General features: G+C 47.0%; 20 protein-coding genes. 6 read left to right on the forward strand and 14 right to left on the reverse strand.

All coding sequences use genetic code 11. From position 1 onward, the window contains the following. Nucleotides 1–3: 3 nt before the first annotated feature. From NT073_RS11660 to NT073_RS11685, 6 genes are all read right to left on the reverse strand, one after another. Nucleotides 4–1,557, reverse strand: a complete 1,554-nt coding sequence (locus NT073_RS11660; protein WP_297373194.1) for a serine/threonine-protein kinase — start codon at nucleotides 1,555–1,557, stop codon at nucleotides 4–6. After that, nucleotides 1,557–3,005, reverse strand: coding sequence for a protein phosphatase 2C domain-containing protein (locus NT073_RS11665; protein ID WP_297373196.1), 1,449 nt, complete (start codon nucleotides 3,003–3,005; stop codon nucleotides 1,557–1,559). The genes NT073_RS11660 and NT073_RS11665 overlap by 1 nt, the downstream gene beginning before the upstream one ends. A gap of 159 nt (nucleotides 3,006–3,164) precedes the next feature. Further along, complete coding sequence (locus NT073_RS11670) at nucleotides 3,165–4,178, reverse strand: FHA domain-containing protein (RefSeq protein WP_297373198.1); 1,014 nt, start codon at nucleotides 4,176–4,178, stop codon at nucleotides 3,165–3,167. 254 nt (nucleotides 4,179–4,432) lie between these two features. Continuing rightward, entirely contained in the window at nucleotides 4,433–6,991 is a 2,559-nt protein-coding gene (locus NT073_RS11675) for a family 20 glycosylhydrolase (protein ID WP_297373200.1), read from the reverse strand. A gap of 209 nt (nucleotides 6,992–7,200) precedes the next feature. Next, nucleotides 7,201–7,650 carry a response regulator gene (locus tag NT073_RS11680; RefSeq protein ID WP_297373202.1) on the reverse strand — a complete coding sequence of 150 codons (450 nt, stop codon included), beginning with the start codon at nucleotides 7,648–7,650 and terminating at the stop codon, nucleotides 7,201–7,203. Nucleotides 7,651–8,157: 507 nt separating this feature from the next. Beyond that, nucleotides 8,158–8,886, reverse strand: a complete 729-nt coding sequence (locus NT073_RS11685) for a LytTR family DNA-binding domain-containing protein (protein ID WP_297373204.1) — start codon at nucleotides 8,884–8,886, stop codon at nucleotides 8,158–8,160. An 890-nt stretch (nucleotides 8,887–9,776) separates the two neighbouring features. On the opposite strand from NT073_RS11685, the gene NT073_RS11690 reads away from it, so the two are divergent. Then, nucleotides 9,777–10,328, forward strand: coding sequence for an RNA polymerase sigma factor (locus NT073_RS11690; protein ID WP_297373206.1), 552 nt, complete (start codon nucleotides 9,777–9,779; stop codon nucleotides 10,326–10,328). 216 nt (nucleotides 10,329–10,544) lie between these two features. On the opposite strand, the gene NT073_RS11695 is transcribed toward NT073_RS11690, so the two are convergent. Continuing rightward, nucleotides 10,545–11,492 (reverse strand): YafY family protein, encoded by a 948-nt coding sequence (locus NT073_RS11695; protein WP_297373208.1) that lies wholly within the window; start codon nucleotides 11,490–11,492, stop codon nucleotides 10,545–10,547. Between the two features lie 97 nt (nucleotides 11,493–11,589). Here NT073_RS11695 and NT073_RS11700 point away from each other — a divergent pair, with 97 nt between their 5' ends. Further along, the gene (locus NT073_RS11700) at nucleotides 11,590–11,895 is read left to right on the forward strand and encodes a GNAT family N-acetyltransferase (RefSeq protein ID WP_366107239.1); all 306 of its coding nucleotides are present in this window, start codon (nucleotides 11,590–11,592) and stop codon (nucleotides 11,893–11,895) included. Nucleotides 11,896–11,993: 98 nt separating this feature from the next. Here NT073_RS11700 and NT073_RS11705 read toward each other — a convergent pair whose 3' ends face one another. Beyond that, nucleotides 11,994–12,704: a hypothetical protein gene (locus NT073_RS11705; protein ID WP_297373212.1), complete on the reverse strand. Its 711-nt coding sequence runs from the start codon at nucleotides 12,702–12,704 to the stop codon at nucleotides 11,994–11,996. Nucleotides 12,705–12,802: 98 nt separating this feature from the next. Next, on the reverse strand, nucleotides 12,803–13,483 hold the full coding sequence (locus tag NT073_RS11710) for a response regulator transcription factor (RefSeq protein ID WP_297373214.1): 681 nt from the start codon (nucleotides 13,481–13,483) through the stop codon (nucleotides 12,803–12,805). A 235-nt stretch (nucleotides 13,484–13,718) separates the two neighbouring features. Between NT073_RS11710 and NT073_RS11715 the strand changes: the two genes are divergently transcribed. Beyond that, entirely contained in the window at nucleotides 13,719–15,047 is a 1,329-nt protein-coding gene (locus NT073_RS11715) for a TolC family protein (RefSeq protein WP_297373216.1), read from the forward strand. Nucleotides 15,048–15,110: 63 nt separating this feature from the next. Here NT073_RS11715 and NT073_RS11720 read toward each other — a convergent pair whose 3' ends face one another. Together NT073_RS11720 and rho are read right to left on the reverse strand one after the other, a co-directional pair. Beyond that, nucleotides 15,111–16,007: a sterol desaturase family protein gene (locus NT073_RS11720; protein ID WP_297373218.1), complete on the reverse strand. Its 897-nt coding sequence runs from the start codon at nucleotides 16,005–16,007 to the stop codon at nucleotides 15,111–15,113. 136 nt (nucleotides 16,008–16,143) lie between these two features. Then, nucleotides 16,144–18,396: a transcription termination factor Rho gene (rho, locus tag NT073_RS11725; RefSeq protein ID WP_297373220.1), complete on the reverse strand. Its 2,253-nt coding sequence runs from the start codon at nucleotides 18,394–18,396 to the stop codon at nucleotides 16,144–16,146. Between the two features lie 519 nt (nucleotides 18,397–18,915). Between rho and NT073_RS11730 the strand changes: the two genes are divergently transcribed. The 3 genes from NT073_RS11730 (at nucleotide 18,916) to lptC (ending at nucleotide 21,716) form a co-directional block, all read left to right on the forward strand. Next, nucleotides 18,916–19,722: a type III pantothenate kinase gene (locus NT073_RS11730; protein WP_297373223.1), complete on the forward strand. Its 807-nt coding sequence runs from the start codon at nucleotides 18,916–18,918 to the stop codon at nucleotides 19,720–19,722. Further along, a complete protein-coding gene (locus tag NT073_RS11735; protein WP_297373225.1) occupies nucleotides 19,679–20,983 on the forward strand; it encodes a hypothetical protein in 1,305 nt (434 codons plus the stop codon). Before NT073_RS11730 ends, NT073_RS11735 begins: the two co-directional genes overlap by 44 nt. Before the next feature lie 172 nt (nucleotides 20,984–21,155). Then, nucleotides 21,156–21,716: an LPS export ABC transporter periplasmic protein LptC gene (lptC, locus tag NT073_RS11740; RefSeq protein ID WP_297373226.1), complete on the forward strand. Its 561-nt coding sequence runs from the start codon at nucleotides 21,156–21,158 to the stop codon at nucleotides 21,714–21,716. Between the two features lie 38 nt (nucleotides 21,717–21,754). On the opposite strand, the gene NT073_RS11745 is transcribed toward lptC, so the two are convergent. The 3 genes from NT073_RS11745 to NT073_RS11755 are packed head-to-tail and all read right to left on the reverse strand — an operon-like array spanning nucleotide 21,755 to nucleotide 23,263. Further along, complete coding sequence (locus tag NT073_RS11745; RefSeq protein WP_297373228.1) at nucleotides 21,755–22,174, reverse strand: cytochrome c; 420 nt, start codon at nucleotides 22,172–22,174, stop codon at nucleotides 21,755–21,757. Beyond that, entirely contained in the window at nucleotides 22,171–22,869 is a 699-nt protein-coding gene (locus NT073_RS11750) for an SCO family protein (RefSeq protein ID WP_297373229.1), read from the reverse strand. Before NT073_RS11750 ends, NT073_RS11745 begins: the two co-directional genes overlap by 4 nt. Further along, nucleotides 22,808–23,263 carry a viral A-type inclusion protein gene (locus NT073_RS11755; RefSeq protein ID WP_297373230.1) on the reverse strand — a complete coding sequence of 152 codons (456 nt, stop codon included), beginning with the start codon at nucleotides 23,261–23,263 and terminating at the stop codon, nucleotides 22,808–22,810. The genes NT073_RS11750 and NT073_RS11755 overlap by 62 nt, the downstream gene beginning before the upstream one ends. Nucleotides 23,264–23,280 lie beyond the last annotated feature (17 nt).

Consider the following 23,280-nt stretch of genomic DNA (forward strand, 5'->3'; position numbering starts at 1 on the left):
TTATTAAAACAACTCAGATTGGGATGAAGTCAGGGAATCGGTAGCCGGAGGAATATCCGGCGACTCGTAACTCGTAACTTTACAGGATACGCGCGTTCCTCGGTCACTGTCCGGAGCCGACTTGGATGGTGATGAATTTGGCTCCACCAGATTGAAATACACTTTTTCGCTTTTATACAGACCACCGTTCTCCTTGTAATAGTTCACCTGAACTACTACGTAAGTAAACGATAATCGGGTTGGATTAGTCAATTGAACCTGCAAATGTTTGATGCCGCCAAACAAGCCGACCTTAAAATCAGTTGCTTTTGCCCGAACGCTTCTCACCGCCCTAAGCGCTTCCTTACGAAGTTGCTCTTGCCGACGAGCTTCCTCTTCCTGTTGTCTGATTCGGGCGGCAGCGGTGTCTAAAGTGGTTGTTGCGGCAGGATTTCGGGTGGTAGCTGGTTCGGCCTGAAAGGAGTTGCTTTCCGGCTTAGGGTCGCGTTTCGCCGTGATGTAATACACTCCCGCCAGGATCAGAACCACTAAGGCAGCGAAGGCCAGAATCCGGCTGTTACCAATCTTCTTTGAAGGGCTAGGCTCCGGTCGGGGAGAAACATGGGCTGTCTCTAGAGAGGGCGCTGACGGGCCGGGTTTATTCAAGACGTCCGGTTTGGAAGCCGCTACAACTGGGGGTGCTGCGGCAGACCGGTTCGACCGGCCAGCTTCCAGATAAGCCAGTTCGGCCTGTTTGAGTAGCCAGGTCAACTCATCCGGGTCATTCAGCCGGTCGGCGGGGTTCTTCCTGAGCAGACTCTCCAGTACGGGCGTAAACAGACCCAGCGACTGGCTATTCGCCGAGACGGTCAACGGGGGTGGGGCATCGGTGAGTACCTTGTTCATGAAGGTAACTATACCTGAATGGTCGCTCATGACAAACGGGACTTTACCCGTCAGGCCTTCGTACAGTACCACGCCCAGCGAGTAGTAATCCGTGGCGGTGTTGACGCCTTTGGGGTTGTTAAACTGCTCTGGAGAAGCATATTCGTAGGTCATTAGTGACTGCCCCGTGAGCGTGTTTGACTGTTCGTGCAAACGAGCCACGCCAAAATCAGTCAGCAGAAAATGCAGTTCACCGCTGGGCAGGGGCCGGTAAAGAATGTTATCCGGTTTTATGTCACGGTGGATAATTCCCTTCGGATGAATGGCCCTGAACGCGCTGGCCATTTGCAGTCCGAGCCGAATAGTGGTTGGGATGTCGAGGTGCCCCTGTGCTTTGAGAAGGTCGCAGACGCTGCCGCCTTCGATCAGCTCCATAACAATAAAAGGCAGCTCAGCCTCCAACTGCACCTCCCGGACTTTCACAATATTTGGGTGGGCAATGCTGGTCATAATGGCCGATTCCCGCTGAAATCGACGGAGGGTTTCGGCATCGGTATTCAGTGCGAAGTGTTTGATAGCGACCAACTCGCCCGTATCCAGGTGACGTGCCTTGAGAATTCGGGCATTGCTGCGGCCCAGTTCACTCAAAATTTCGTAGCCTGGAAACTGGGTGTTAAAGCGCACGGTAGTCATCAGGGACGCAGGGGTTTAGTCGGAGCCGGAACGGGAATCGATTGCTTCTGTACAGAAACCGTAATGATGGTGTTCAGGCAGGTATCCTGCCGGATAGCCGCCCGAACGGGTACACCGACTTGCTTGAAATATACGTTTTTTAGTTGAAGGATCGCGTTGCCATCTGTCTCAATACCGGTATCGAAACCGCTGATAACCAGATTGTCGAGGCTGATAGCACCGTGCCGGCTCACGCGCATGGCTACCGTGGCGTTGGCTGTATCGGCAGGTATAAGAACGGTCAGCCGGTTACTTCCCAACACCGCCACCAATGAATCGGTGAGCAAGAGCGGTTGGTTGATGCGAAGTGTGTCATCGGTCAGTACCAGCCGATGATCAGTGCTTCGGTAGGCCGCCTGCACCAGGGAGTCGATTTTAGGGGTGACTGGCACGGTCAAGTCAACCGTATCGGCCGTTAATTCGGCAGTGTTCAGGCTATCGGAGGGGATGAAGGTGGTTTTCGATGGCCAGGATTGATACCAGTAAATGCCACCCGCCAAACACAGTAGGACAATGATCATAGCAAGCCAACGGCCCGTCGACGACTGCCTGACCGGCTCTGGTTTTACGGGTTCTGCAGCCGGAGATACAGTTGGTTTATCGGCTCTGGCCGGGTGAATGGCAGCGCTCGCTTCGGCAGCCGCGGGCTCATTCGCCGGTGTGGTGTTGCGGGCCAGTACAACGGTAATGTTATCGTTGCCGCCCTGCTGATTGGCTACCCGGATTAATTCGGATAATTGCTTGTCTAACGAAACGTTTTGATTCAGGACCGCTTTTATCTGAGCCTGAGTAATCATATCCGTAAGGCCGTCGCTGCACAATAACAGTTGATCGCCCGGTAGAAACGTTGTTTCACCCGATTCCAGAAAATCAGGATCATCGACCCGGTGCGTAGCCAAACCCACTTCGCGCAGAATTTCGTTACGGCGGGGGTGAGCCATCGCTTCGGCTTCGGTCAATTCATTAGCGTCTTCCCGAACGCCCACCAGGGAGTGGTCATGCGTGAGTTTGGTCAGCTCACCCCGCCGGTAGCGATACAGCCGCGTATCGCCCACGTGAGCATAGTACAGTTTATTGGTACTGGTATCAGCCAGAGCGGCTGTTAGTACGCAGCACATCTGCCCCAGTTTAAGGTCTTGCTGGCGTTGTTCGTTGATCTGGTTATTAGCAAACACAACCGCTTCGCGTAGCATGGACAAAGGGTCTCCATTGGGTGTTGCCATGTAGCGCTCAATGGCTTCCCGGGCAATGGCGGCAGCCCGGTCGCCCCCGGCATAACCGCCCACACCATCGATTACGGCCAGTAATGCGTTCGACTCTGACCAGAGTGGTGTGCAGATAAAGGTGTCTTGATTGTCCTTTCTGCGTTGGCCAACATCCGTTAAGCCGGCGATTAGTAAGTCATTCATTCGAAACGAAAAAAGAGTCAGATATGTAATTCAGTGCTACTACAACTCTCCCAATACCGGTTGGTTTGGTTTTAACGGGGTAAGTCCTGAAAATGCCTGAACACCAGATAAAGGACGAACACAAACAGGAGTAGGACAAGCAGAAAATCGATCATGGCGTCAGAAGTTGCGCTGGAAATGAAGGGTTACCATGCTGTTGAGCAGAATCTGGGCTTTATCGGGTAAGTCAAGCCATTGAGGATTAGCCGGTTCGCTTCGGGCGATAAGATGCTCGTTGACCCGGGTTTCGTTGCGGCTGAAAGAGGCAATCTGAAACGAGTGTGTCGAGTCGTTATACCGGATTCGGGCATGTGGGTTAGACACGTAGGCCGATTCAAGCAGCAGGTAGTTCGGGAAGTGTTGATTGTCGGGTTCTTTACGGGCAACCACAATTTCCCGATCACGCATTAGATAGGTGTCTTCCTTATTCAGCTCGGCAATGTAAAAGCTAATCTGCGCCAATCCCGCATCGATACTACGGGGCAGAGGAGCGGCTGCTGGGGCACCCCGCAATGGTACGCTGACCGGTGCCTGCGCGGCAATAGTTACCGGGCTGTCGAAATTGAATTTCACCACAAAGGCGCCGGGCTCACGGAAATCAATATGCTGAAAAGCATGAATATCGACGTCAACTTTTTCGTACCGGTTTGTTTGTTTTACCCGGCGGGTTACATTCACTTTTTCGGCAGCGACACCGGCAGGGCCATTACCGGGCAGAATACCCGTTAATGCGCCAATAACTTTCAACTCGGTAGGGCCAACCGGCTCGCCGTTGAATTCCTGACCGGCACCAAACTTGAAAAACCAGCTCGATGCCACCGGCGACACCCGGCCATACTGACTCTTGTGCGAATCAATAATGGCTTTAAATGCCTCAACCGCTTCGTTAACCACGACAGGAAAGGCGTTTTGCCGCTCTTCATAGATGTCGGGGTGCATAATAATCAGGAAATGAGCATTGAACAGTAAACTTGTTCCGAAAGACTCCCGGTGCAATGAGTCTTCGAAGCTGGCGATTAGTTCGTCCAGAATGCGTTTGTTAGTAACGGTAGATGTGGAACGGGTATCGGTTTGGCTGGGTGGTATTATCAGGCTACTCAATTTACCGAGCCAACCACCGGGCTTATTTGCCATGTGCAGACTGTTTTTGGGAGGGATTGTCTTTTTATAAACGTCAACTAGGGTGGCTTTCTTTAGTTTGGCTGTCGGAAAATTTATTACTTATGCGCTTGCCGGAGTATGCCCACCTAATTCTGAGCTATCCGAGTAGAGATACCTGCTTTATTTTTTGAAACAATAAGATAACGTGAATAATGGCTGTAATCTCGATCGATTCAAGCCACTATTCACGTTATTGAGCGATTTAATGTCGTTTGATATTAATTTAGTTACTTAGTTATAGTTACCGTTTGCCCAGCGCGGCCAGCGGCAGTGAAGGCTTTAAATTTAACGTTACCGGTTTGGGTAACCGGTTCACTGTAAACTTCGCTTTTGGCGGTAGGCTCCGTTCCGTCGGTGGTGTAGCGAATAATCAGCCCAGGAAACTGGACGTTAGCGGATACTTTGCCATTACTAACTTTAGCACCCACAGCAGGTATCCGGTATTGATACCCTCCGGCAAAAACATCCAGGCGCGGAAGCTCCCGTTTCCCGACAACATGTACGAACTCAGACCAGGCCTGGTTGTAAAGCTGATCACTTTTTGCATCGTCTTTCTCACGCGCCCAGGCAGGATCTTTAGCCCAGGCTCGTTCGGCAACGGCGAGCAATTTTGGCAAAAGTTTGTATTCGAATTGCTGGGGGGTTCGGTTTGTTTCGGACCAGAGGGGGGCCTCGATACCGACCAGATTTGCCTTCCCGGCTTCGGTGACAGCTTCCCGGCTTTTAATCATGGAGGGAGCAATGCGTTTTCGGGTGAAGTCGTCTTTCAGATTTCTCAGGTAATTGTAGGGAATAAACGAAAAGGGTTTGTCAGTATCGACATATCCGCCCCAGTACTGGCCTGGCTCTTCCGAAGAGGGGTTGTAGGCGAGGTCAAGATACATATGGGTCACGCCGGTCAGAATGACTTTATATCCGGCGTTGGCCATTCGATAGGCAAGGTCTTCCGCCCCGGAACCCGGACTGTTTTTCCAGACGTTGACCCGGAAGTTTTCGGAGGCAAAAGCCTGGTTTGGTACCCAGGTGACTTTGCCATTTTGAGTAACCTTTTTCAAGCCAATTTCCTCCCAGCCTGACAAAAACAGACCGCGACTTTTTACTATCTGGTTGATTTTCCCGAAATAGTAATACCATAAATCGTCGGTCGTTTTTACGGCAGGATTGCCCGCCATCAGCTTCTGCACAGCAGGCGATTTCTGCCAGACGCCTTCCGGAACTTCATCGCCACCAAAATGGATGGTTTTCAGTGGAGCATCTGCTTCTTTATACATAACCCGCAAATCGTCGACTACTCGCTCCATAAACGTATATGTTGATGGTAACGACACATTGATAACGTTGTCGTTCCAGCCCTGTACCGACCGATAGACCGATTTATCGGCCACATCTCGCAATAAGTAGCGCTCGGCCTCGGCCTTGTTTCCTGCCTTCAGTAGTTTATCATAGCGAGCATCCATCGCTTTTATGGCAGCTCGGGCATGTCCCGGCGATTCTATTTCCGGAATTACGTCAATATGCCGGTCACGAGCATATTTCAGAATTTCTATGAAATCGGCTTTACTATAGAAACCGGTTCCTGATGTATTGCTGGTCGACGGGCCGGAGCCATAGGAGGGAATCAGGTTCTTCTGCTCGTCGGTTGTATGGGCCCGTTTGGCACCAACTTCAGTAAGTTCTGGTAAAGAGGGCATCTCGACCCGCCAACCTTCGTCTTCACTAAAGTGGAAATGAAAGGTGTTCAGTTTGTACAGGGCCATGACGTCCAGCACTTTAAGGATTTCGGCTTTAGGCTGGAAGTTTCGGGCTATGTCTACCATCAAGGCTCGGTAGGGAAAGCGGGGTGCATCGGATACCACAATCCCCGGAATGGTAATAGACCCTGTTTTGCCAATGAGAGCAGCCGCTGGTATCAGCGTTTGTAGTGACTGAATGCCGTAAAACATACCCGCCCGCGTTGTTGCTGACAGGCGAATGCCGTCCTGATTAACCGTTAATTCATACGCTTCGGCACCGAGCCCGGCTTTCTTCTGAAGAAAGATGGCTTTTCCAGAACCCTGCTCCTGAAGAACTAGCTTAGTACCTAAAATCGGCGTTAAAGCAGTAGCCAGAAACTCGGCTTCGGGTCTGAATTCTTTTTCGGCGGCAATGACCATCTGATCGGTTAGGACAAAAGGTGTTCCCTGCTTCTGATACGAAACGGGCGTTGGAAACACAGTTGGTAACCGATCCTCTGGAATAGTCTGTATCTTCTGGTTTTCTGTGAATAGCGTCTCGGCCAGGCTACGATCCGATTTCTCGAATATTTTACCGGAATTGATAGCTACTTCGACTGGGAAAGCCTGCTCCGGGTTTTTGTCGAGAACGAGGTAGAACCCAACCGGGAAATCGGTCTTATTGCGGATCTTTCCTGCTAAAACCTCCAGTCTGGTTGATTGTCCGGGAGGGAGCGCTTTGAAAGCAGGACCGGGGCTTATGTAATGCAAATCGCCATTGAACAGCGTTACTTTCGCTATTGTAGAATCGAAAGTAGCGGGCGCTCCGCCATTGAAAAATAACTTCCAACCTGTTACGGGGAGTTCTTCATCACCTGTATTCGTCAGGGTTAATACCGATCGTGAGCGAGCCTGGTTTTGGTAGTTATTGTCAATTAGTTCCAGCGAAATTTTCAGCCGTTTGGGCGCTTCATCAGCAACTGCAGATTCGGATTTATCTGAATCGGAAGACTTCGAGCAACTGAAAAGCAGGGATATACATAAAAGCAGGAGAGAGAGGGAACGCGTTCTCATAATGTCAGGGTCGGTTGCAATATAACAGATACAAAGGCGGGTAGAGTTATGTACCAGTGATCTTGCACCATACATAACTCTACCCGTGGAAAGGCAAGTTAATCAAAAAATCAACGTACTTTCTTTATTTCCTGCATAGCAGGCAACTGGTGCCCGAACTTTAGCAGCGGATTTGATTCTTCTGCCACTCGTAGTGGTGTAACAGGAAGTTATTCGATTGCGTCTTCTTTGTAGTGCCGTATGTCTAACAGGGTTACTGTTTCGTACCAATAGGTTCTTAAGTTACTAAGGTACATTTTCCAATCTGCGTAGCTGAACGGCTTTATAGTAAATGAAGAAGCGCCAAAGGAGTAAGCACGCTCTACCAACGTGGGCGTTTTGTTTGCCGAAAGCATTACTACCGGTAGTACTCTTCCTTTGGGGTGGGCACGTAGCAATGCCAAAAAATCTAATCCATCGACTTTATCCTGAAGGTCGATATCGAGCAATACTATTTTGGGCCCTTTACCCTGTAGTCCTTCAATATACGTTTTCGCTTCCTCAAAACTGCTGACATGTATAAAGATTGCTTCCGGAAAGTTACTTTGTGAAGCTCGCTGGAGTACATCGGCAATTAATGGATCATCGTCTACTAAAAGGATTGGAAATGGATGAGACATGTTTTTTTTTGGCAGTTCTAAAGCTTAATGTGATGAATGTGAACGGAGTGAGGTGCTTGTTGATCCAGACACCTTCATACTACATTGTCTCAGAAAAATAACTGACCTATTCAGCTGAGTCGTTTGAAATTGGGTATACAAGTGAGTTAATTTTTAACCGCTAGGTCTGCTGTTTATCGACAAGGCTGGCCTTATACCCGAGGAAGGATTGACAAGCTTAGTTTTACAGTCTAAAAATAGCTTTAGTTCCTGAAGTGGCCTAATTATCGGCCAAAATTAGTTTTGAGTAGTCATATATACTTATTAGTACACTGTTAAGTTAATTAATAGTATAAACTTTTGATGCTGTTAATCAGGTAAATATGTATATAAAAGTTTAACAGAATTAAGCTATTATAAAAAATTAATATGTTTACGTATTTAGTTAGCAGCCATCGCTGGTCAAAAAAGGAGTAAATCTGGAGAAAGCTACTGCGTGAGCACTGCTGACTGATGGTAACTACTAATTTAAGTAGATTTCTCTTCTCTATTAGGCGTCAATAAGGGTACCAGGTTCTTACGATAAGCTCTTCCAAGTGGTATAATATCTTTATCGATCAATACGGTATTAGTTGAGATAGCTTTAAGAAAATCTGTATTGACGATATAGCTGTTGTGAATTCGTAGAAATCGTTTATCTAAGTCTTCCTGCATTTTACTAAGCGAGCGTTTGATGGTGAAACGCCCCTGAACGGTTTTAATGAAAGTGTAATTTCGCTCGGAGTAAAGGAACAGGATTTCGCTTAAATCAACCCGTATCTGTTTATTCTGAGCACCGCGGATAAATAAGTGCGAACTGGGCTGGAGAGAAGTTTGAGAGGGGACAGGGCTGAGGATATTATCCAGTAAAGAACGGAGGGTAAGCGGGTGAAATGGCTTGATCAGGTGTCCTCCTACACCAAGTGCCCGTGTTTGTTCATACAGCTTATTCTCGTGGGAATTTGTTGTCATTATGAATTGCTTACTTAATGTTGAGAATTGATTAAGTAAGATTAATCCATCCGGCCTACCATCGAAAAACAGATCACAAATCATTATCTGTGGACGTTGATCCCTAATTATACTCGCTGCGGAATCTATATCGTGCGTTAAATAAGGCGATGTGAAGCCCATGTTCACCAGCACTTGGTTCAACCAGGACGCATCAATTAAATTGTCTTCAATAATAAGAATAGAGGGAGTTCTATAGCTATCCATATAATTCTAAAGAGGTCAACTTTTACATGAAGTGTATGGCTGTGAAAGTGCATTGAGGTGCTAATACACTATCAAAGGACAGTTTTGGGAATACTGTTCTCATATACTAGTCATCAACCAGCGCAAGTATTTAGTTAATACGAGATACCCGCCGAAAAGTCACACCTGTTAATATACAATTTGCCGTCAGCGGATACTTGGCTAAGATACGTTCACTAGAAAATCACACATATTGTCATTTGTGTTTGTGAAGTCTACTCTGTGTAAGGTTAAACTATGAGTTACTGTATCGTATGTAGGGTGTATTCCTAGTGTTAAGACAAGCGTTTCTGAAGGATACAAAAATTTGAGTATCTAAACGTTTTAATTGACCAACTGAATAAGTAAGCGATATAGACTGTTCATTTTTTACTGTATAAAATGATATATAAATATGAGTAAGTAAAACTCTACGTATGCCTGAGCATTACGCTTATTATTTAGTCGAAATAAATGCTGAATGTTTACCAATATTGGTTGATTGTCCTCAGAGTACTTCTCTTTCAAGACGTTATCCCCACCATTGAAAATAACTTGTTTATATTTCACTGTCAAATGCCAGTTTAGCTGAACGTAAGCTAGTTGTGTGTGTACAATCAAGTTGTAAAGTAGCAGGTACATAAAATTATACACAATTAATTACTTGACAGATATAGATCGTTTTGACGGTTAAATTATATGATCTAATGTAACACCTTATTAGGTACCGAAAGTCAGGTGTATTTGCTATTGAACAAATGTTAAGTAGACCACTTTTTATGGTTTAAGCTTAAGCATGGCACGAGGAGAATTTTAGTAACTTAAGAATCTAATATTTATTACCCATCCGTACTTACCACTTAATCAAGAATATGAATACGACTTTATCTGACGAAGACATGATTCGTCACTATCTGCCCCATGAGCCGAATAGTTGTTTCGAAGTATTGTATAAGCGTTACGAGGCTAAAGTATATCGTCATTGTTTGTCAATGATAAAAGATGCCGATCAGGCTCAGGACTTTACGCACGATATATTTCTAAAAGTTTTTGTTAAACTTAATGCTTTTCAGGAGCGCTCCAGTTTTTCGACTTGGTTATACACAATTGTAAGTAATCATTGCCTGGATCAGATTAGAATAGCCAAACGTTTAAGCTTAAGCTCAATTGATGATGATTCTCAACTAAATGTACCCGACTCAAATTGGGCGCATATTCAGGAAGATAAACTTCAACTTTTAAAGATGGCTATGAATTCACTGGCTGTTAAAGAACAAACATTACTGCGATTAAAATATGAACAGGGGCTGAGCATTGATGACATTGCCAAATTGTACGCTATTACATCAAGTGCTGTTAAAATGCGTCTTAAACGCAGCCGAGAAAAAGTACAGTTAATGTACGCTCAGCAAAGCAAACTTTAACTAAACGAAGATAAGTTTACTTAAAGTACTCAGTTTTTCTTCTAAATTCCGAAGCCTGGCCATTTATTAATTAGATCAGGCTTCGGTATTATTTTTTATGTTTTCTTTAAGACAAACTATTGATAAGGGGTATACTTTTTTGCAGTAGGTAACCTGAAATAGGTAAGTCAAATGCTAGAAGTTTTTAATATAAATATGAAATTTCTAGGTCATGACTTACGTAGAATAATGAGTATATAATTCATCTACCAGTGTACGAATCATTACTTTCAGCGAGTTGGGTTGCTCGACTTGAACTTGATTGCCATACATAATTAGCCAGCGGGCCAGCCCTTCGGCATAGGGTGTTTGAAAGTGTATACGGACAAGGTCTCCAAGATCTTCTTCGTGCTGAAAACCATAGGCATACTTTTGCTCCTGCATGTACCGGGTAGCTAGTTTCTGAAAAACAACCGTAGCTGCCATAACGGGCAAATCTTGCTTGCCAACACGGTCGAGGTATTCCTGTAACGATAGATGCTCCCGTCGCGAAAAACGTTCGTCTGTATCGGTAAGTTGGCGAATGCGATCTACGCGAAAGTCCCGGTAATCCTGCCGGATTTGACAAAAGGCAATCAAGTGCCAGTTCATGCGGTAATGATACAGCCCCACCGGTTCAACTCGGCGCTGGGTTTCGGCGTTGTTATAATGCGAGTGGTATCGAAGATTCAGCACATGCTGTTGCGCAATAGCGTGCTGAATCTTATTGAGTGAACCTTCTCCTTCGGTTGCTGGGTTTAAAGGCTTCGCAATGTTGATATGGGCCTCCAGACTATCTAGATATTCCTGATCGGGACGTTTCAAAACGGATTTTATTTTATATAAGGCCGATTCGAACTCTGTCCGAACGGATTGATCCGTCCATTTCTCAATTAGTTTGCCTCCTAAAAGCAGGGCACTCGCTTCGGCGTTTGTAAACATGACCGGAGGCAGGTGATAATCGGTAAGAAAATAACCGACGCCTGCTTCAGCCCCGATAGGAACGCCCGCTTCTTCCAATGATCGGATATCGCGGTAAACCGTACGAAGGCTGATACCGAACCGGTCGGCCAATTCCTGGGCGCGAATAACTCGCTTGGTTTGCAGATGAATCAGGATAGCCGTTAAGCGGTCGAGACGGTTCATGGCGACGGAAAGAGTGATCTCGCTCGCAAATTACAATCCTTCATTTGAACAAGTCGGCATTTTTTTGTGTAGAATGGCTAATAAACGTATGAACAAAATGAAAGATCTCCGTATCAAGAATAACACGCACCGTCATCAGTTTGAACTGGAAACCGATGGCAAACTGTCTATCGTCGCGTATCAACAGGTAGACGACGAAACACTGGCATTAACGCACACGGAGGTCGATCCTGCTTTAGAGGGGCATGGCGTTGGCTCCCAACTGGTTGACGAAGTGTTGCAGTATATCGAAGAGAATAAGCTTAAAATCGTACCACTCTGTCCGTTTGTTGATGTGTACATAAAACGTCATCCTGCTTGGAGCCGGGTGGTCTCGACTGCATATAACACCAGCGATTTCTGAATCGCTGGATAAATAGCTTACTGGTAATGATCTAGTCTGGTTACTGAAGTACTCAGGATTAACGCTTTCATAAAGCAGGGATACTTCAGGATCTGGTTTTATTTTTTGTCGGTGGGCCGAGCTTTGGGTGGGTGTAGAGGGGAAATGCGGTCTCCTTTTCTCACCCATCGCCAGATGTCCAGAGGCAGAGCCGGATAAATGGAAATGCCAATGCTGTAGTAACTTCCGTTGAAATTCTGGTCAATATCGGTCTGGAAAACTGAAACCCGGTACCCAATCTGTGCCGTAAGACCAACCCAGCGTGTGGCCTTCCACTGGGTATAGGCACCCGCCTGAAGAGGTACAAAAAAACTCCGGCGCGAACGGTCAATGGGGTAGTCTTTTGTCAGATTTAACGGAATTGCATAGGCTACGCCACCCCCAAGCTCGACCGGAAAACTAACCATCCATCGCTTGTTGTTGATCAAGTTCCACCAATACTGCGTACTAACGAACCATAAATCGGTGCGGGTGTAATAAGTGAGATTAATTCGTTGGGCTGCGTCGCGTCGCCAGTCGATCAGTCGTAAATACGTTGCATAATTGATCCAATAATACCCGATGGTTAACTGATGCCGCTTGGGACCAAATTCAATACCAGCGTTGATACCCCATACGTTAACGTGCTGCTTCTCAAGAAATGAATCGCGAAAGTCGAGGTTAAACGCGGGCTTAATCCGAAAGTGAAGTGGCCGAGTAGTATCGGCCGACACAACCGTATCGGACTGGGTGGTGAGTAACGAAAGAGTAAGTAAATAAGCCGCCACCATGTTGATTTCCTGGCCAAAAATCGTCCCGAAGGGTAGATAAGTTATATGATCGATTACAGAACGCGAAAAAAAGGATCATACCACCAATATCATACCGTTTAAGCTCCTGATCGGAGTAGATAGCCAACTCCCATAGCCGTGTGAATTAATTTATGATCGAAGTCGCGGTCAATTTTCTTGCGCAGAAAATTGATGTACACTTCTACTTTATTGGTACTGCTAACGGTTGGATTATCCCACACTTTTTCGAGTATCTGCGCTTTTGTAACAACGCGTCCCGCATTTTTGATTAGAAATTCGAGCAACTGAAACTCCCGCGCCGTCAATCGAATGCGCTGATTGGCCCGGTAGGCTACTTTTTCCGCTATGTTAAGCTCAAGGTTATCGACGGTAAGTATAGAAGGTGCGTTAAAGCCCCCCGTTCGTCGGCGATGCAGGGCATAAATGCGGGCTAGTAATTCGTCGGAGTCACATGGCCGAACAAGGTAATCGTCGGCACCCGCATAAAGACCTCTGGCTTTATCGGCCGACTCTCCGAAACGAGACAATAATAAAACCGGGGTTGAATCATTTTCCTGCCTAAGCCTCCTGATCACATCAAGACCATTCATTCGGGGCAGGTGCGTATCGAGCACAATCATGTCAAAACGGGCGTGCAGCCCCATTGCCAGACCGCTGTATCCGTCGCTTGCCAGTTCGAGAGTATACTGTCGTTCGGATAGCGTTCGGTGGAGGACATCGAGGTAATCTGCATCACTTTGAATAAGAAGAATTTTCATGCGCCCGTTGAAGTTAGTTGGAATTCAACAGCAAAAGTGAGTACCCGACTTTAAAGCTGGTTTAAAGTTCAATTAAAACTTCTTTAAAATTCAACTCAACCAAATCAGAATGTTCCTGACAAGAGCCACCTGTTTTTTTAAGACCTTATTAATTAGACTTTAACAACACCTTAACAAACGCGTTGCTATTTGCCCCCGAAATCAGCCGGGCAGGTTTTCCGGCATGCATTGTTCTATGAATCGGTTACGCTTAACTACATGTTCCGCTTTTGCACTCCTTGCCTTTTGGCTGTGCACATTGTCTTCTTTGCTGGCGCAAACACCGGTAGCCGGTGCTTTACCGGATACCATCCGGCAAAGTCTCCCACAACTCGAACAGCAGTTTCTGGAGAGAAATTTTCAGCTTATTGCTCAGCGTTATCAAATTAATATTGCCGATGCAGCCATTACACAGGCAGGGTTGCGGCCTAATCCAAATTTATGGTTTCAGGGTAACCTTTTTAACCCTAACACGGGCAAGGTGTTACCGTATGGGCCGCCAACCCAGGCTGATAAAAATGCCGGAATTTACAATAGCGGCTATTATGCCGTTCAAATACAACAGGTTATCTTGCTGGCTGGTAAACGCAGTAAACTGGTTTCTCTTGCCGAAAGTAACAAGTCTTTGTCCCGGTTGGCATTTCAGGATGTCATGCGGACACTCCACTACCAGCTATACACTACTTACGCCAATTTATATTATGACTTACAGGTTCTACGTCTGTTTGACGATGAACTGGCTCGACAGCAGCGGCTACTTGAATCATATCGAATTGTTCTCCGAACCGGAGGTGTACCAGCGTATGAAGTGACCCGACTGGAAGTGGCTATCCGTGATTTGCAGGCCAACAGTGCTAATTACCGCACACAAATTGCTGATGAGCAGGCTACGCTGCGGGTTTTGTTGCGTCAGCCTGCCGGTACGTTCATTCTGCCAACCGAACTGCCTCCCTTAAAGACCACGCTCCCGGTTCTGGCAACGGCGCTCGACTCTGCTCTGACGAATCGACCCGACATTGGCCTGTCGCAGGAGCAGATCAATAATGCCGAACGAAGCCTTGCGCTCGAAAAAGCCCGCCGGACGCCAGACCTGACGACTGGACTGTTATTTGAAAAGTATGGGAATGCCTATAATAACTTTACCGGCTTTCAGCTAGCTATGGATTTACCAGTTCGGAACCGCAATCAGGGGGCTATCCGATCGGCGGAGACGACCCTGAAAAGCGTGACGGGTGGATTGGAGAATCAGCAAACGATTGTTCAAAGTGATGTATTGAATGCCTTTGATAAACTGAAAACCTATTATGAGCAACTCAATACCCAGCCTGAAGGGTATCTTGACCGAATCCGGAATATTTCGGTAGAAGCTACGAAAGCCTACAACGCACGAACCATTGGTTTGCTGGATTATCTGGACAAAATCAGAACGTATCAGCAGGCACAACTGAATAACATTAACCTGCTCAACAACTTGTACAATACCCAGCAGTTGGTTAATTACACCACCAGCACCCGCTTCTTTTAGCGTAGAAAGGTTTTTGCTGATTGGTCCAGCTTTGCGTGTAACCGTACAAGCCAACCGAAAATACTATAGAGAAGGGGCTCTCTCCTGTGCCGGGACAGACGCGGATTTCTGCCTAAGTTGTTTGGTCGTTTTTCGGGAGCCATCATGACTCCAGCCCGGTGGGCCGAAGATATATCCCAACGCAGCTCGTATCGACGGTGCACGTTGAAGATCCTGACCGATGGATACCCATTCGTGAAAGGCAATTCGAACGGGGTTGTGTGAATGGATATTGGTGGTTAGCCCATAAGTTGGTCGGCTTTGCTCTTGGGCAAAGGTGTCGAAGATGCGGTCCCAGATGATGAGGACACCCGCATGGTTTTTATCCAGGTAATGGAGGTCCGAACCGTGGTGTACCCGATGATGTGAGGGGGTATTGAAAATAAATTCAATAGGAGCTGGCAACTTGTTGATGTGCTCTGTATGAATCCAGAATTGATACAACAGACTTATGGATTGCATGGTCATAACCGCCACCGGCGAAAAGCCGACGAGGGGCAGCCATAACCAGAACACAAAGGCACCTGTTATGTTACCTGTCCAGGTTTGGCGGAGTGCCGTACCCAGGTTATACTTCATTGAGGAGTGATGCACCACGTGCGATGCCCAAAAATACCGGCTGCTATGGCTGATCCGGTGAAACCAGTAGTAGCTGAAATCATCCGCAAAAAACAGGATCACCCAGGCCCACCATAGGGTTAAATCGATTGTGTATAACCGAAACTGATAGATTAGCGAAAGGGCGCTAAATACAATAGCCTTGCCGACAAACCCGATGATGACATTCCCTATCCCCATGCTCAGGCTACTGAACGTATCCTTCCGGTCATAGTAATCCTTATGCTGAATTGCCGTTAGAATAACTTCGGTAACAAGCAGAATTATGAATCCGGGAATGGCGTATTGGATTAGATCACGCATAAAATACCTGTATATAATGCAATTTAAGCATTAATCATCGCTTCTACGTTTATTTTTTTGTGAGCGGTATGAAAAAGGCCCGGCAGACAGAGTGTAAGATTTCTGTTTGCCGGGCCTTTGATCCTGATTAAAAGAACTATCGGTTCATTGAGATTAAAAACTCTTCATTGCTACGCGTACCTTTCATATGGCCTAGCAGAAAATCCATGCTTTCCATAGGATTCATGTCTGCCATATGCTTACGAAGAATCCAGACACGCTGCAATGTCTCTTTATCCAGTAACAGGTCTTCACGGCGCGTACCCGAAGCCATAACATCGATAGCCGGATAAACGCGTTTGTTAGCCAGTTTGCGGTCGAGCTGAAGTTCCATGTTGCCGGTACCTTTGAACTCCTCAAAGATAACCTCGTCCATTTTAGAACCCGTATCAATCAATGCTGTAGCGATGATGGTAAGTGAACCGCCATTCTCAACATTTCGGGCCGCACCAAAGAAACGCTTAGGCCGATGCAGTGCATTCGCGTCGACACCACCCGACAGAATCTTGCCCGACGATGGAACGACGGTGTTATAAGCCCGCGCCAGACGTGTAATCGAATCCAATAAGATAACTACATCATGACCACACTCAACCATCCGTTTCGCTTTTTCAAGAACCATGCTCGATACCTTCACATGCCGGTCGGCCTGCTCGTCGAAGGTTGATGAAATCACTTCGGCGTTTACACTGCGCGCCATGTCGGTCACTTCCTCGGGACGTTCGTCAATCAGTAGTACGATGAGGTAAACCTCCGGGTGATTTTTCGTGATGGCGTTGGCAATTTCTTTAAGAAGAACTGTTTTACCAGTTTTGGGCTGGGCGACAATCATACCGCGCTGTCCTTTACCGATAGGAGCAAACAAGTCCAGGACACGAGAGGAGTAGTTCTCCGGGCGGTTGCTCAAATGTAGTTGTTCTTCGGGGAAAAGTGGGGTCAGGTACTCAAACGGAATCCGATCCCGGATTTCCTCCGTCGTTTTGCCGTTAACCGTCGATACGCGAAGCAGTGCAAAATACTTTTCGCCTTCTTTTGGCGGACGAATGGCACCCCGTACGGTATCACCGGTTTTTAAGCCAAAGAGCTTGATCTGCGAAGGAGATACATAAATATCATCGGGGCTGGCTAAGTAGTTGTAGTCGGCAGAGCGTAGAAAGCCGTAGCCGCCATCCTGCATGATTTCCAGTACGCCTTCGTTGTCGATGATACCATCAAATTCGCGAATATGCTGGTTATACTGCCGCCTTATCCGATTCTGGTATTCCTGAGCTTCCCGCAAAGGTTGCGAAAGCTGAGGTTGAGCAGGTTGGTCGCTCTGACCGGATTCCGACTGAGGCTGCCCTTCCTGCGATTCGGCCGGTGCTCCTGCGGGCTCGACGACGGCGGTTGTTTCTGCGGCAACTGGCTGGCCTGATGGCTGCATGTTTGCCGCGTTGTCTTCCGTTACAACCGTCGGTGTCATGAACTCCTCATCGGCCTGACCACCATAGTTCAGGCCCGACTCATCGGTTACAATACGCTGGGTACGGGGCCGTTGATCCCGGCGTTGAGAATTATCGCGTGGGCTATCGCTACCATTTCGGTCGCGGTTCGCATCAAAACGAGGGCGGGCATCCCGTGGGCCTTGCGACGAGCCATCTGGCCGCGGGTTGCGCTGCTGGTTTAAATCCGGACGGCCATTGCCGTTGCGGTCACTACGGGGTGGGGGTGTCCGGAAATTACGGTCAGATGATGAGCCATCACCTTCGTTGCGATTGCGAACGGGTTGGTTAAACGAATTAGGCCGTTGCCCGGGATTCACAATGCGTTCCCGATTTTCACGGGGTTGACGTACCGGTTGGGGAGTCTCAGGCGCTGGTTCAGCGGTTGTGTTTTCGCTGGATGAAACTGGAGCCACAGCCGGAGTAGATGTTGTCTGCTCTGTAGCGGGCGAGGCTGTTATAGCGTTCACATCTGTAGACTTCTCTTCTGCCACTGTGGGTTCGGAGACTGTCACCACTTCCGCTGCATCACGCTCGCGACGACCCCGCTGACGGGGTTTGGCAAGCTCGGGAGAGGGTGTTTCTGTGGCAGAAATCGTCGTTGTGTTTTCTACCGCTGTATTTTCTACAGGAAGGCTAACCGGGGCTGCATCGGCTGATGGAACGGCCTTTGTACGACGTCCACGACGCGGAGCTTCTTCTACTGAAGGCGTTTCCTCAACAGCCACCGGGCTTTCAGACTGTTGCTTTATGATTTCGTAAACGAGTTTTTCTTTTGTGAATTTGCTGATATTACGAATGCCAAATTGCTCGGCAATGGGGTGAAGCTCCGAGAGAAGCTTCATGTCTAATTCTTCTTTCTTAAACATAGAGGTCAGGTTAGCAATAAACCTTAATAGGACCGACAAAGCGGCAAGAATGAACGTATGGGATTTGTTGAATGAATTGGCCGTTTCAGCAGGCAAGTTGGCAGACGAATACTAGTCTAAAAGTGGGGTCACTGACTTATCAAACCAAATTAACCTAAACAGGTTCAAGCAATTACGTGATGAAAATAACTCTAAACTATAAATTGGGGTGGTTTGTCTAATCCAAACACAACCGCCTGGTGGGGCCAGACGCGGAGGTTGTCAAAACGTTTGGAAAACGGAGGTCCGCCGTAGCTATGAGCGCTGCTTTGGTAGAAGCACTACTTGCCGACCAGATTGATGGTAGCAAAGATAGTATTTTGTTCCGATTTTATCATCATAACGTTATTCTGATGTAAATGTTTCCTGAGCGGTTTTTTTATTCAATAAGTCCGAAAACTTTTATGCCGTTAAAAATCCTTAAATCAACAGGGAATGACAAATTTTGTTCACGATAAAACGTTGCTCTAGCAGACGGAAATGGAAACCAGGCATCTTTACGACTCGTCGATGGCCGATATGAATCTTGTCGTTGATTGGGGAAATTCACGACTGAAGACAGGCAGTTTTGCTGGCCCGGACTTGGTAGAGGTTGGATTATATGACTCAGTAGAAGCTTTGCTGGACGACTTCATCAAGCGTCCCGTAAAACAAGTGCTGGTTTCCTCAACTAGTCGGCCTGCTGAAGAAATAAGGCGCCGGTTTACAGGACTGGATATTAACGTTCAAATACTGGACAGCCAAACGCCGGTACCCATACGCAAAGACTACGATACCCCCGCTACACTGGGGGCAGATCGGGTGGCTGCTGCGGTTGGCGCTGTGACCTTGTTTCCGGGTCAGGATTGTCTTGTTCTCGATCTGGGTACCTGTCTGACGGCAGATGTTGTCGATCGCGAATCGGTGTTTCAGGGAGGGCTCATTTCGCCGGGAGTACATATGCGCTTTCGGGCTATGCACGAGCAAACCGCCCGGTTGCCCCTGGTTGATGTTCCGGTTGACTTGGCGGAGGGCTGGCCTGTATTAACGGCTAAGAATACCCAGCAAGCCATGCAGAGTGGCGTACTGAATGGCCTGGCTCTGGAAATGAACGGCCTGATTGAAAACCATCGTCGGGAAAGACCGGGTATTGCCGTACTGTTATGCGGGGGTGACGCATCTTCCTTTGAAAGTCGTCTTAAACCCCCGATATTTGTGGTGCCTGAATTGGTGCTGATTGGATTGAATCGAATTTTACGCTATAATGTTGAGAATTTACAAGCGAATACGCCAGACGTTAACGCATAGTTTGCTGGCTGTTGCCGCGACATCGCCCATGGTATTGGCACAGGGATTAGGGAATTCCCCTTATTCAGCCCTGGGTATTGGAGAATTGTATAGCCCTGGCAATATCACCAACATGGGCATGGGCGATGTGGGCATCAGTAATGCCAACGCTTTCTATTTAAACCTGCAAAATCCGGCTCTGTTAGCCCGTAGAGGCCGCTTCACCATATTTGAAGTAGGTTTGATGGGGCAGTCAAAATCAATTAGTCAAACGATCAGTAATAGCCTTAAGAGTCAGAGTAATTTTGGGGCCAACTTAGGCTATCTGGCTTTGTCGTTTCCTGCTAACTCGCGATGGAATATTTCGCTTAGCCTGAAACCCTATACGTATGTAAATTACAACATTCGGAAAGTGGAAGCCGTTGCCGGAACACCTTATACGGCTGAGTATAACTATACTGGTAAGGGCGGGTTGAATAAAGTTACGTTCGCTAACGGATTCAGGGTTACTAAAAATATTTATGCGGGCGTAGAAGGCGCATTTCTGTTCGGTAATATTACTAACTCCTCAGATGCAAGAGCCGTTGTTAGCGGTAGTTCAGATATACGGGTTACGCACTTAAACAGAGCAAACTACAGCGATATTGTCTGGAAGCTTGGGGCAGCCTGGCGACCTAAGTTAAATAATACATGGACACTCAATCTGGGTGCTACCTACGATCCGCAAATGCGGGTCAAGGCAACACAAACGGATATATACCAGCAGACAACCTTAACCGGTCAGGCTATTTCGGCTCCTGACACCCTGCGCCTTAACTCGAATGCACAGGCTACCTTGCCTCAGCAAATGCATTTTGGCGTAAGCATCGAGAAAGGGAATACACTTCTTGTTGGCGTTGATGTCGGTTTTCAAAAGTGGAGCCAATACCGGACTGCGGAAAACAAACAAGGTAATCTGGCCGATGGAACGAATGTTGCCGCCGGACTTGAGTATACTCCTAAGCCGACATCTAACCGGTACCGCGATTTGATCACCTACCGGGCAGGATTTCAATATAACAAATTGCCTTATCTGGCGGGAGGCACGCAACTTACGGATGTGAATGGTAGTCTAGGTATCTCCTTACCACTTGGCGCTTATTATGTAAACCACTTAACGCTTTCTCTGGTAGGTGGGCAGCGAGGAGTGTTATCCGGTACGCAAATCAAAGAACAATATGTACGTATCGGGCTGGGTTTCTCGCTGAATGACGTATGGTTCCGGAAGCAGGTTGTTGATTAACTGGATAGACGTGTTGCAGGTCAATATGATGGCCGCAGCTGCCGTATTAAAGGTGACAGAAGCAGATAGGCACAGATCTTTTCCTGTGAGTATCTGCTTTTTAACTGTATACTAAATTGCTAACTCAAGCCGCTTCTAAATGGGTGACATAATCTCTAATACATATAATAAAATGGTATCCCGGTTCGAAGAAAGACTGTTTATCACAAGCATTATTCTTTTTTTGTCCTGTATGCTGTTCGCTTGTGAGGAAGCCAAAAAAGCGAAAAAAGTCAATCCGTATTCAGGGCCGATTGAGGAAATAAATGATGTAAGGCTGCTCTACAGTGAAGCAGCAAAGTTAAAAGTCAAGCTAACAACGGCCAAACAGTTCCGGTATAGTAACGATGATCGACGTTACCCCAAGCCTGTAAATATTGTCTTTTACAACCCTACGGGTGAAGAAGTAACGACAATTCGCTCCGACTCCGGTCGCTACGATAAAGCCAAAGATGTGTATGTGGTAATGGGTAATGTCGTAGTCGTTAACAAGCAGAAACAGGAAAAACTGCTAACGCCTGAACTGAACTGGAAACCTCAGACAAAGAAGGTGTATACTGAAAAGCGCGTCACCATTCTGAGTCAGCTGACCGGTGAAAAACTCTATGGGATTGGTCTGGACGCGAATCAAGACTTCAGCCAATACTCAATTCGGAAGCCAACCGGCGTCTTTAACGTTGAAGGGGGAATTTAAAATAATTGTTCGACAGCTGAACCGTCGAACAATTATTCTTACTGTTTACACTGTTCGAGAATTGGTGTTACGGCTTTAACGTCGGTTATTTTCGTTTCGCCAGCCCATTCTTTATAGATGTATGTTATAATTTCCGCTATTTCGAGATCACTCAGCTGTGGTTGGGCAGGCATTGGACGATTGTACGGTTTCCCGTTAACTACAATAGGACCTTTTTGGCCGTACCTAATCAAACAAATGACACGTTTCTTATCTTGCAGATAATCGGATCCCGCAATGGGCGGGTAAAGGGCAGCCAAACCTTCTCCTTTATTCTGGTGGCAGTTGGCACAGTTGTTTTTATAGAGAAAAATGCCTTCGGTAATATACCGTTGCCGTTTAATTTCTTCGTCGCTCTGGCAGGAAAGCAAGTTGATAAGAAAAAGCCCTGCTACTAAAAATCCGATTAGTCGAATCATTTTTTATACTCGGCTAATAACCGATTCATGTCATTCATTAATTTATCGACACCATCTTCGGTTGTGCCGTCGTAAATACCACGGATGTGCTTGGCTTTGTCGACCAGAATAAACGCTCCGCTATGCACAACGCCACCGGGTGCAGTAGAATCGGACTGGGCCGTAACCATGTAGCTATTCTGACCAATGTCGTAAATCTTCTCCCGGTCGCCCGTTACAAAAAGCCACTGGCGGCCTGTTACTCCCAGGTTTTGCGCAAACTCTTTCAGAACAGCCACCGAATCGTGAGCCGGGTCAATGGTGTGCGACAAGAGCATAACATCCGGATTACCCTTAAACTTTTCGTATACCCGTTTTAACTGAACCTTCATTTTAGGGCATATCGTTGGGCAACTGGTGAAGAAAAAATCAGCTACGTAGATCTTATTATCAAGGGTTCTGGCCGTAACCGTATCGCCAAACTGACTCACAAAGCTGAAGTCTGGAATAGACTGGTAGACGGAATCGGTTACTGATTTACCATTGACCACTTTAGTTACGGCCTCCCGCTGGCCTAAAATAGGAAGGCTGTCTCCGGACGATCCGGTACAGGCCTCAAGCAGGCTACAGATACAAAGCAGGGTAATCCAAATACTATTTTTTACCCAAAAACTGGCGGGCCTGTTCAATGCTGGTATTAACTTTTGTTTTGACATCGGTGATTTGTTCTTTTTGCCCGTTAAGGTAACGAAGGGCGTCGTCAGAGGATAATTTGGTAAGTGTATCGCCATTGTACCGCCCCATCCAATCCATCATGAGGCTATCCGCAATTGTTAGGTTTGTTCGTATGCGTGAGGCCTGTTCCCGCTCTTCATCGGTGCGTAGCGTAGTAGCTGCTGAACTGTTATCTTTCAGACTATCGAGCGATGCAATGCGCTGGTTTAGTTGTTTGCGCAGCTTCATGATGTCATCAATTTTAGGCATGATCTGGTCATGAATGGCAAAAACTTCATTTTCTGCTTCTTTAACGGTGTCTTCCGCCGATTTACACGCGTAAAACTGTCCGGATGCTATAAGTAGCCCGGCAAAGGCAAGGAAACGCTGGTTCATTGTGTAGCGATGTTAAG

This window comes from Spirosoma sp. (genome assembly GCF_026391055.1).
Lineage (GTDB): Bacteria > Bacteroidota > Bacteroidia > Cytophagales > Spirosomataceae > Spirosoma.

What these genes read in the sequence shown, in the direction of transcription:
- NT073_RS11660 (WP_297373194.1), bottom strand. Translation starts at nt 1,557, where the DNA reads ATGACTACCGTGCGCTTTAACACCCAGTTTCCAGGCTACGAAATTTTG.
- NT073_RS11665 (WP_297373196.1), bottom strand. Translation starts at nt 3,005, where the DNA reads ATGAATGACTTACTAATCGCCGGCTTAACGGATGTTGGCCAACGCAGA.
- NT073_RS11670 (WP_297373198.1), bottom strand. Translation starts at nt 4,178, where the DNA reads ATGGCAAATAAGCCCGGTGGTTGGCTCGGTAAATTGAGTAGCCTGATA.
- NT073_RS11675 (WP_297373200.1), bottom strand. Translation starts at nt 6,991, where the DNA reads ATGAGAACGCGTTCCCTCTCTCTCCTGCTTTTATGTATATCCCTGCTT.
- NT073_RS11680 (WP_297373202.1), bottom strand. Translation starts at nt 7,650, where the DNA reads ATGTCTCATCCATTTCCAATCCTTTTAGTAGACGATGATCCATTAATT.
- NT073_RS11685 (WP_297373204.1), bottom strand. Translation starts at nt 8,886, where the DNA reads ATGGATAGCTATAGAACTCCCTCTATTCTTATTATTGAAGACAATTTA.
- NT073_RS11690 (WP_297373206.1), top strand. Translation starts at nt 9,777, where the DNA reads ATGAATACGACTTTATCTGACGAAGACATGATTCGTCACTATCTGCCC.
- NT073_RS11695 (WP_297373208.1), bottom strand. Translation starts at nt 11,492, where the DNA reads ATGAACCGTCTCGACCGCTTAACGGCTATCCTGATTCATCTGCAAACC.
- NT073_RS11700 (WP_366107239.1), top strand. Translation starts at nt 11,590, where the DNA reads ATGAAAGATCTCCGTATCAAGAATAACACGCACCGTCATCAGTTTGAA.
- NT073_RS11705 (WP_297373212.1), bottom strand. Translation starts at nt 12,704, where the DNA reads ATGGTGGCGGCTTATTTACTTACTCTTTCGTTACTCACCACCCAGTCC.
- NT073_RS11710 (WP_297373214.1), bottom strand. Translation starts at nt 13,483, where the DNA reads ATGAAAATTCTTCTTATTCAAAGTGATGCAGATTACCTCGATGTCCTC.
- NT073_RS11715 (WP_297373216.1), top strand. Translation starts at nt 13,719, where the DNA reads ATGAATCGGTTACGCTTAACTACATGTTCCGCTTTTGCACTCCTTGCC.
- NT073_RS11720 (WP_297373218.1), bottom strand. Translation starts at nt 16,007, where the DNA reads ATGCGTGATCTAATCCAATACGCCATTCCCGGATTCATAATTCTGCTT.
- rho (WP_297373220.1), bottom strand. Translation starts at nt 18,396, where the DNA reads ATGTTTAAGAAAGAAGAATTAGACATGAAGCTTCTCTCGGAGCTTCAC.
- NT073_RS11730 (WP_297373223.1), top strand. Translation starts at nt 18,916, where the DNA reads ATGGAAACCAGGCATCTTTACGACTCGTCGATGGCCGATATGAATCTT.
- NT073_RS11735 (WP_297373225.1), top strand. Translation starts at nt 19,679, where the DNA reads ATGTTGAGAATTTACAAGCGAATACGCCAGACGTTAACGCATAGTTTG.
- lptC (WP_297373226.1), top strand. Translation starts at nt 21,156, where the DNA reads ATGGTATCCCGGTTCGAAGAAAGACTGTTTATCACAAGCATTATTCTT.
- NT073_RS11745 (WP_297373228.1), bottom strand. Translation starts at nt 22,174, where the DNA reads ATGATTCGACTAATCGGATTTTTAGTAGCAGGGCTTTTTCTTATCAAC.
- NT073_RS11750 (WP_297373229.1), bottom strand. Translation starts at nt 22,869, where the DNA reads ATGTCAAAACAAAAGTTAATACCAGCATTGAACAGGCCCGCCAGTTTT.
- NT073_RS11755 (WP_297373230.1), bottom strand. Translation starts at nt 23,263, where the DNA reads ATGAACCAGCGTTTCCTTGCCTTTGCCGGGCTACTTATAGCATCCGGA.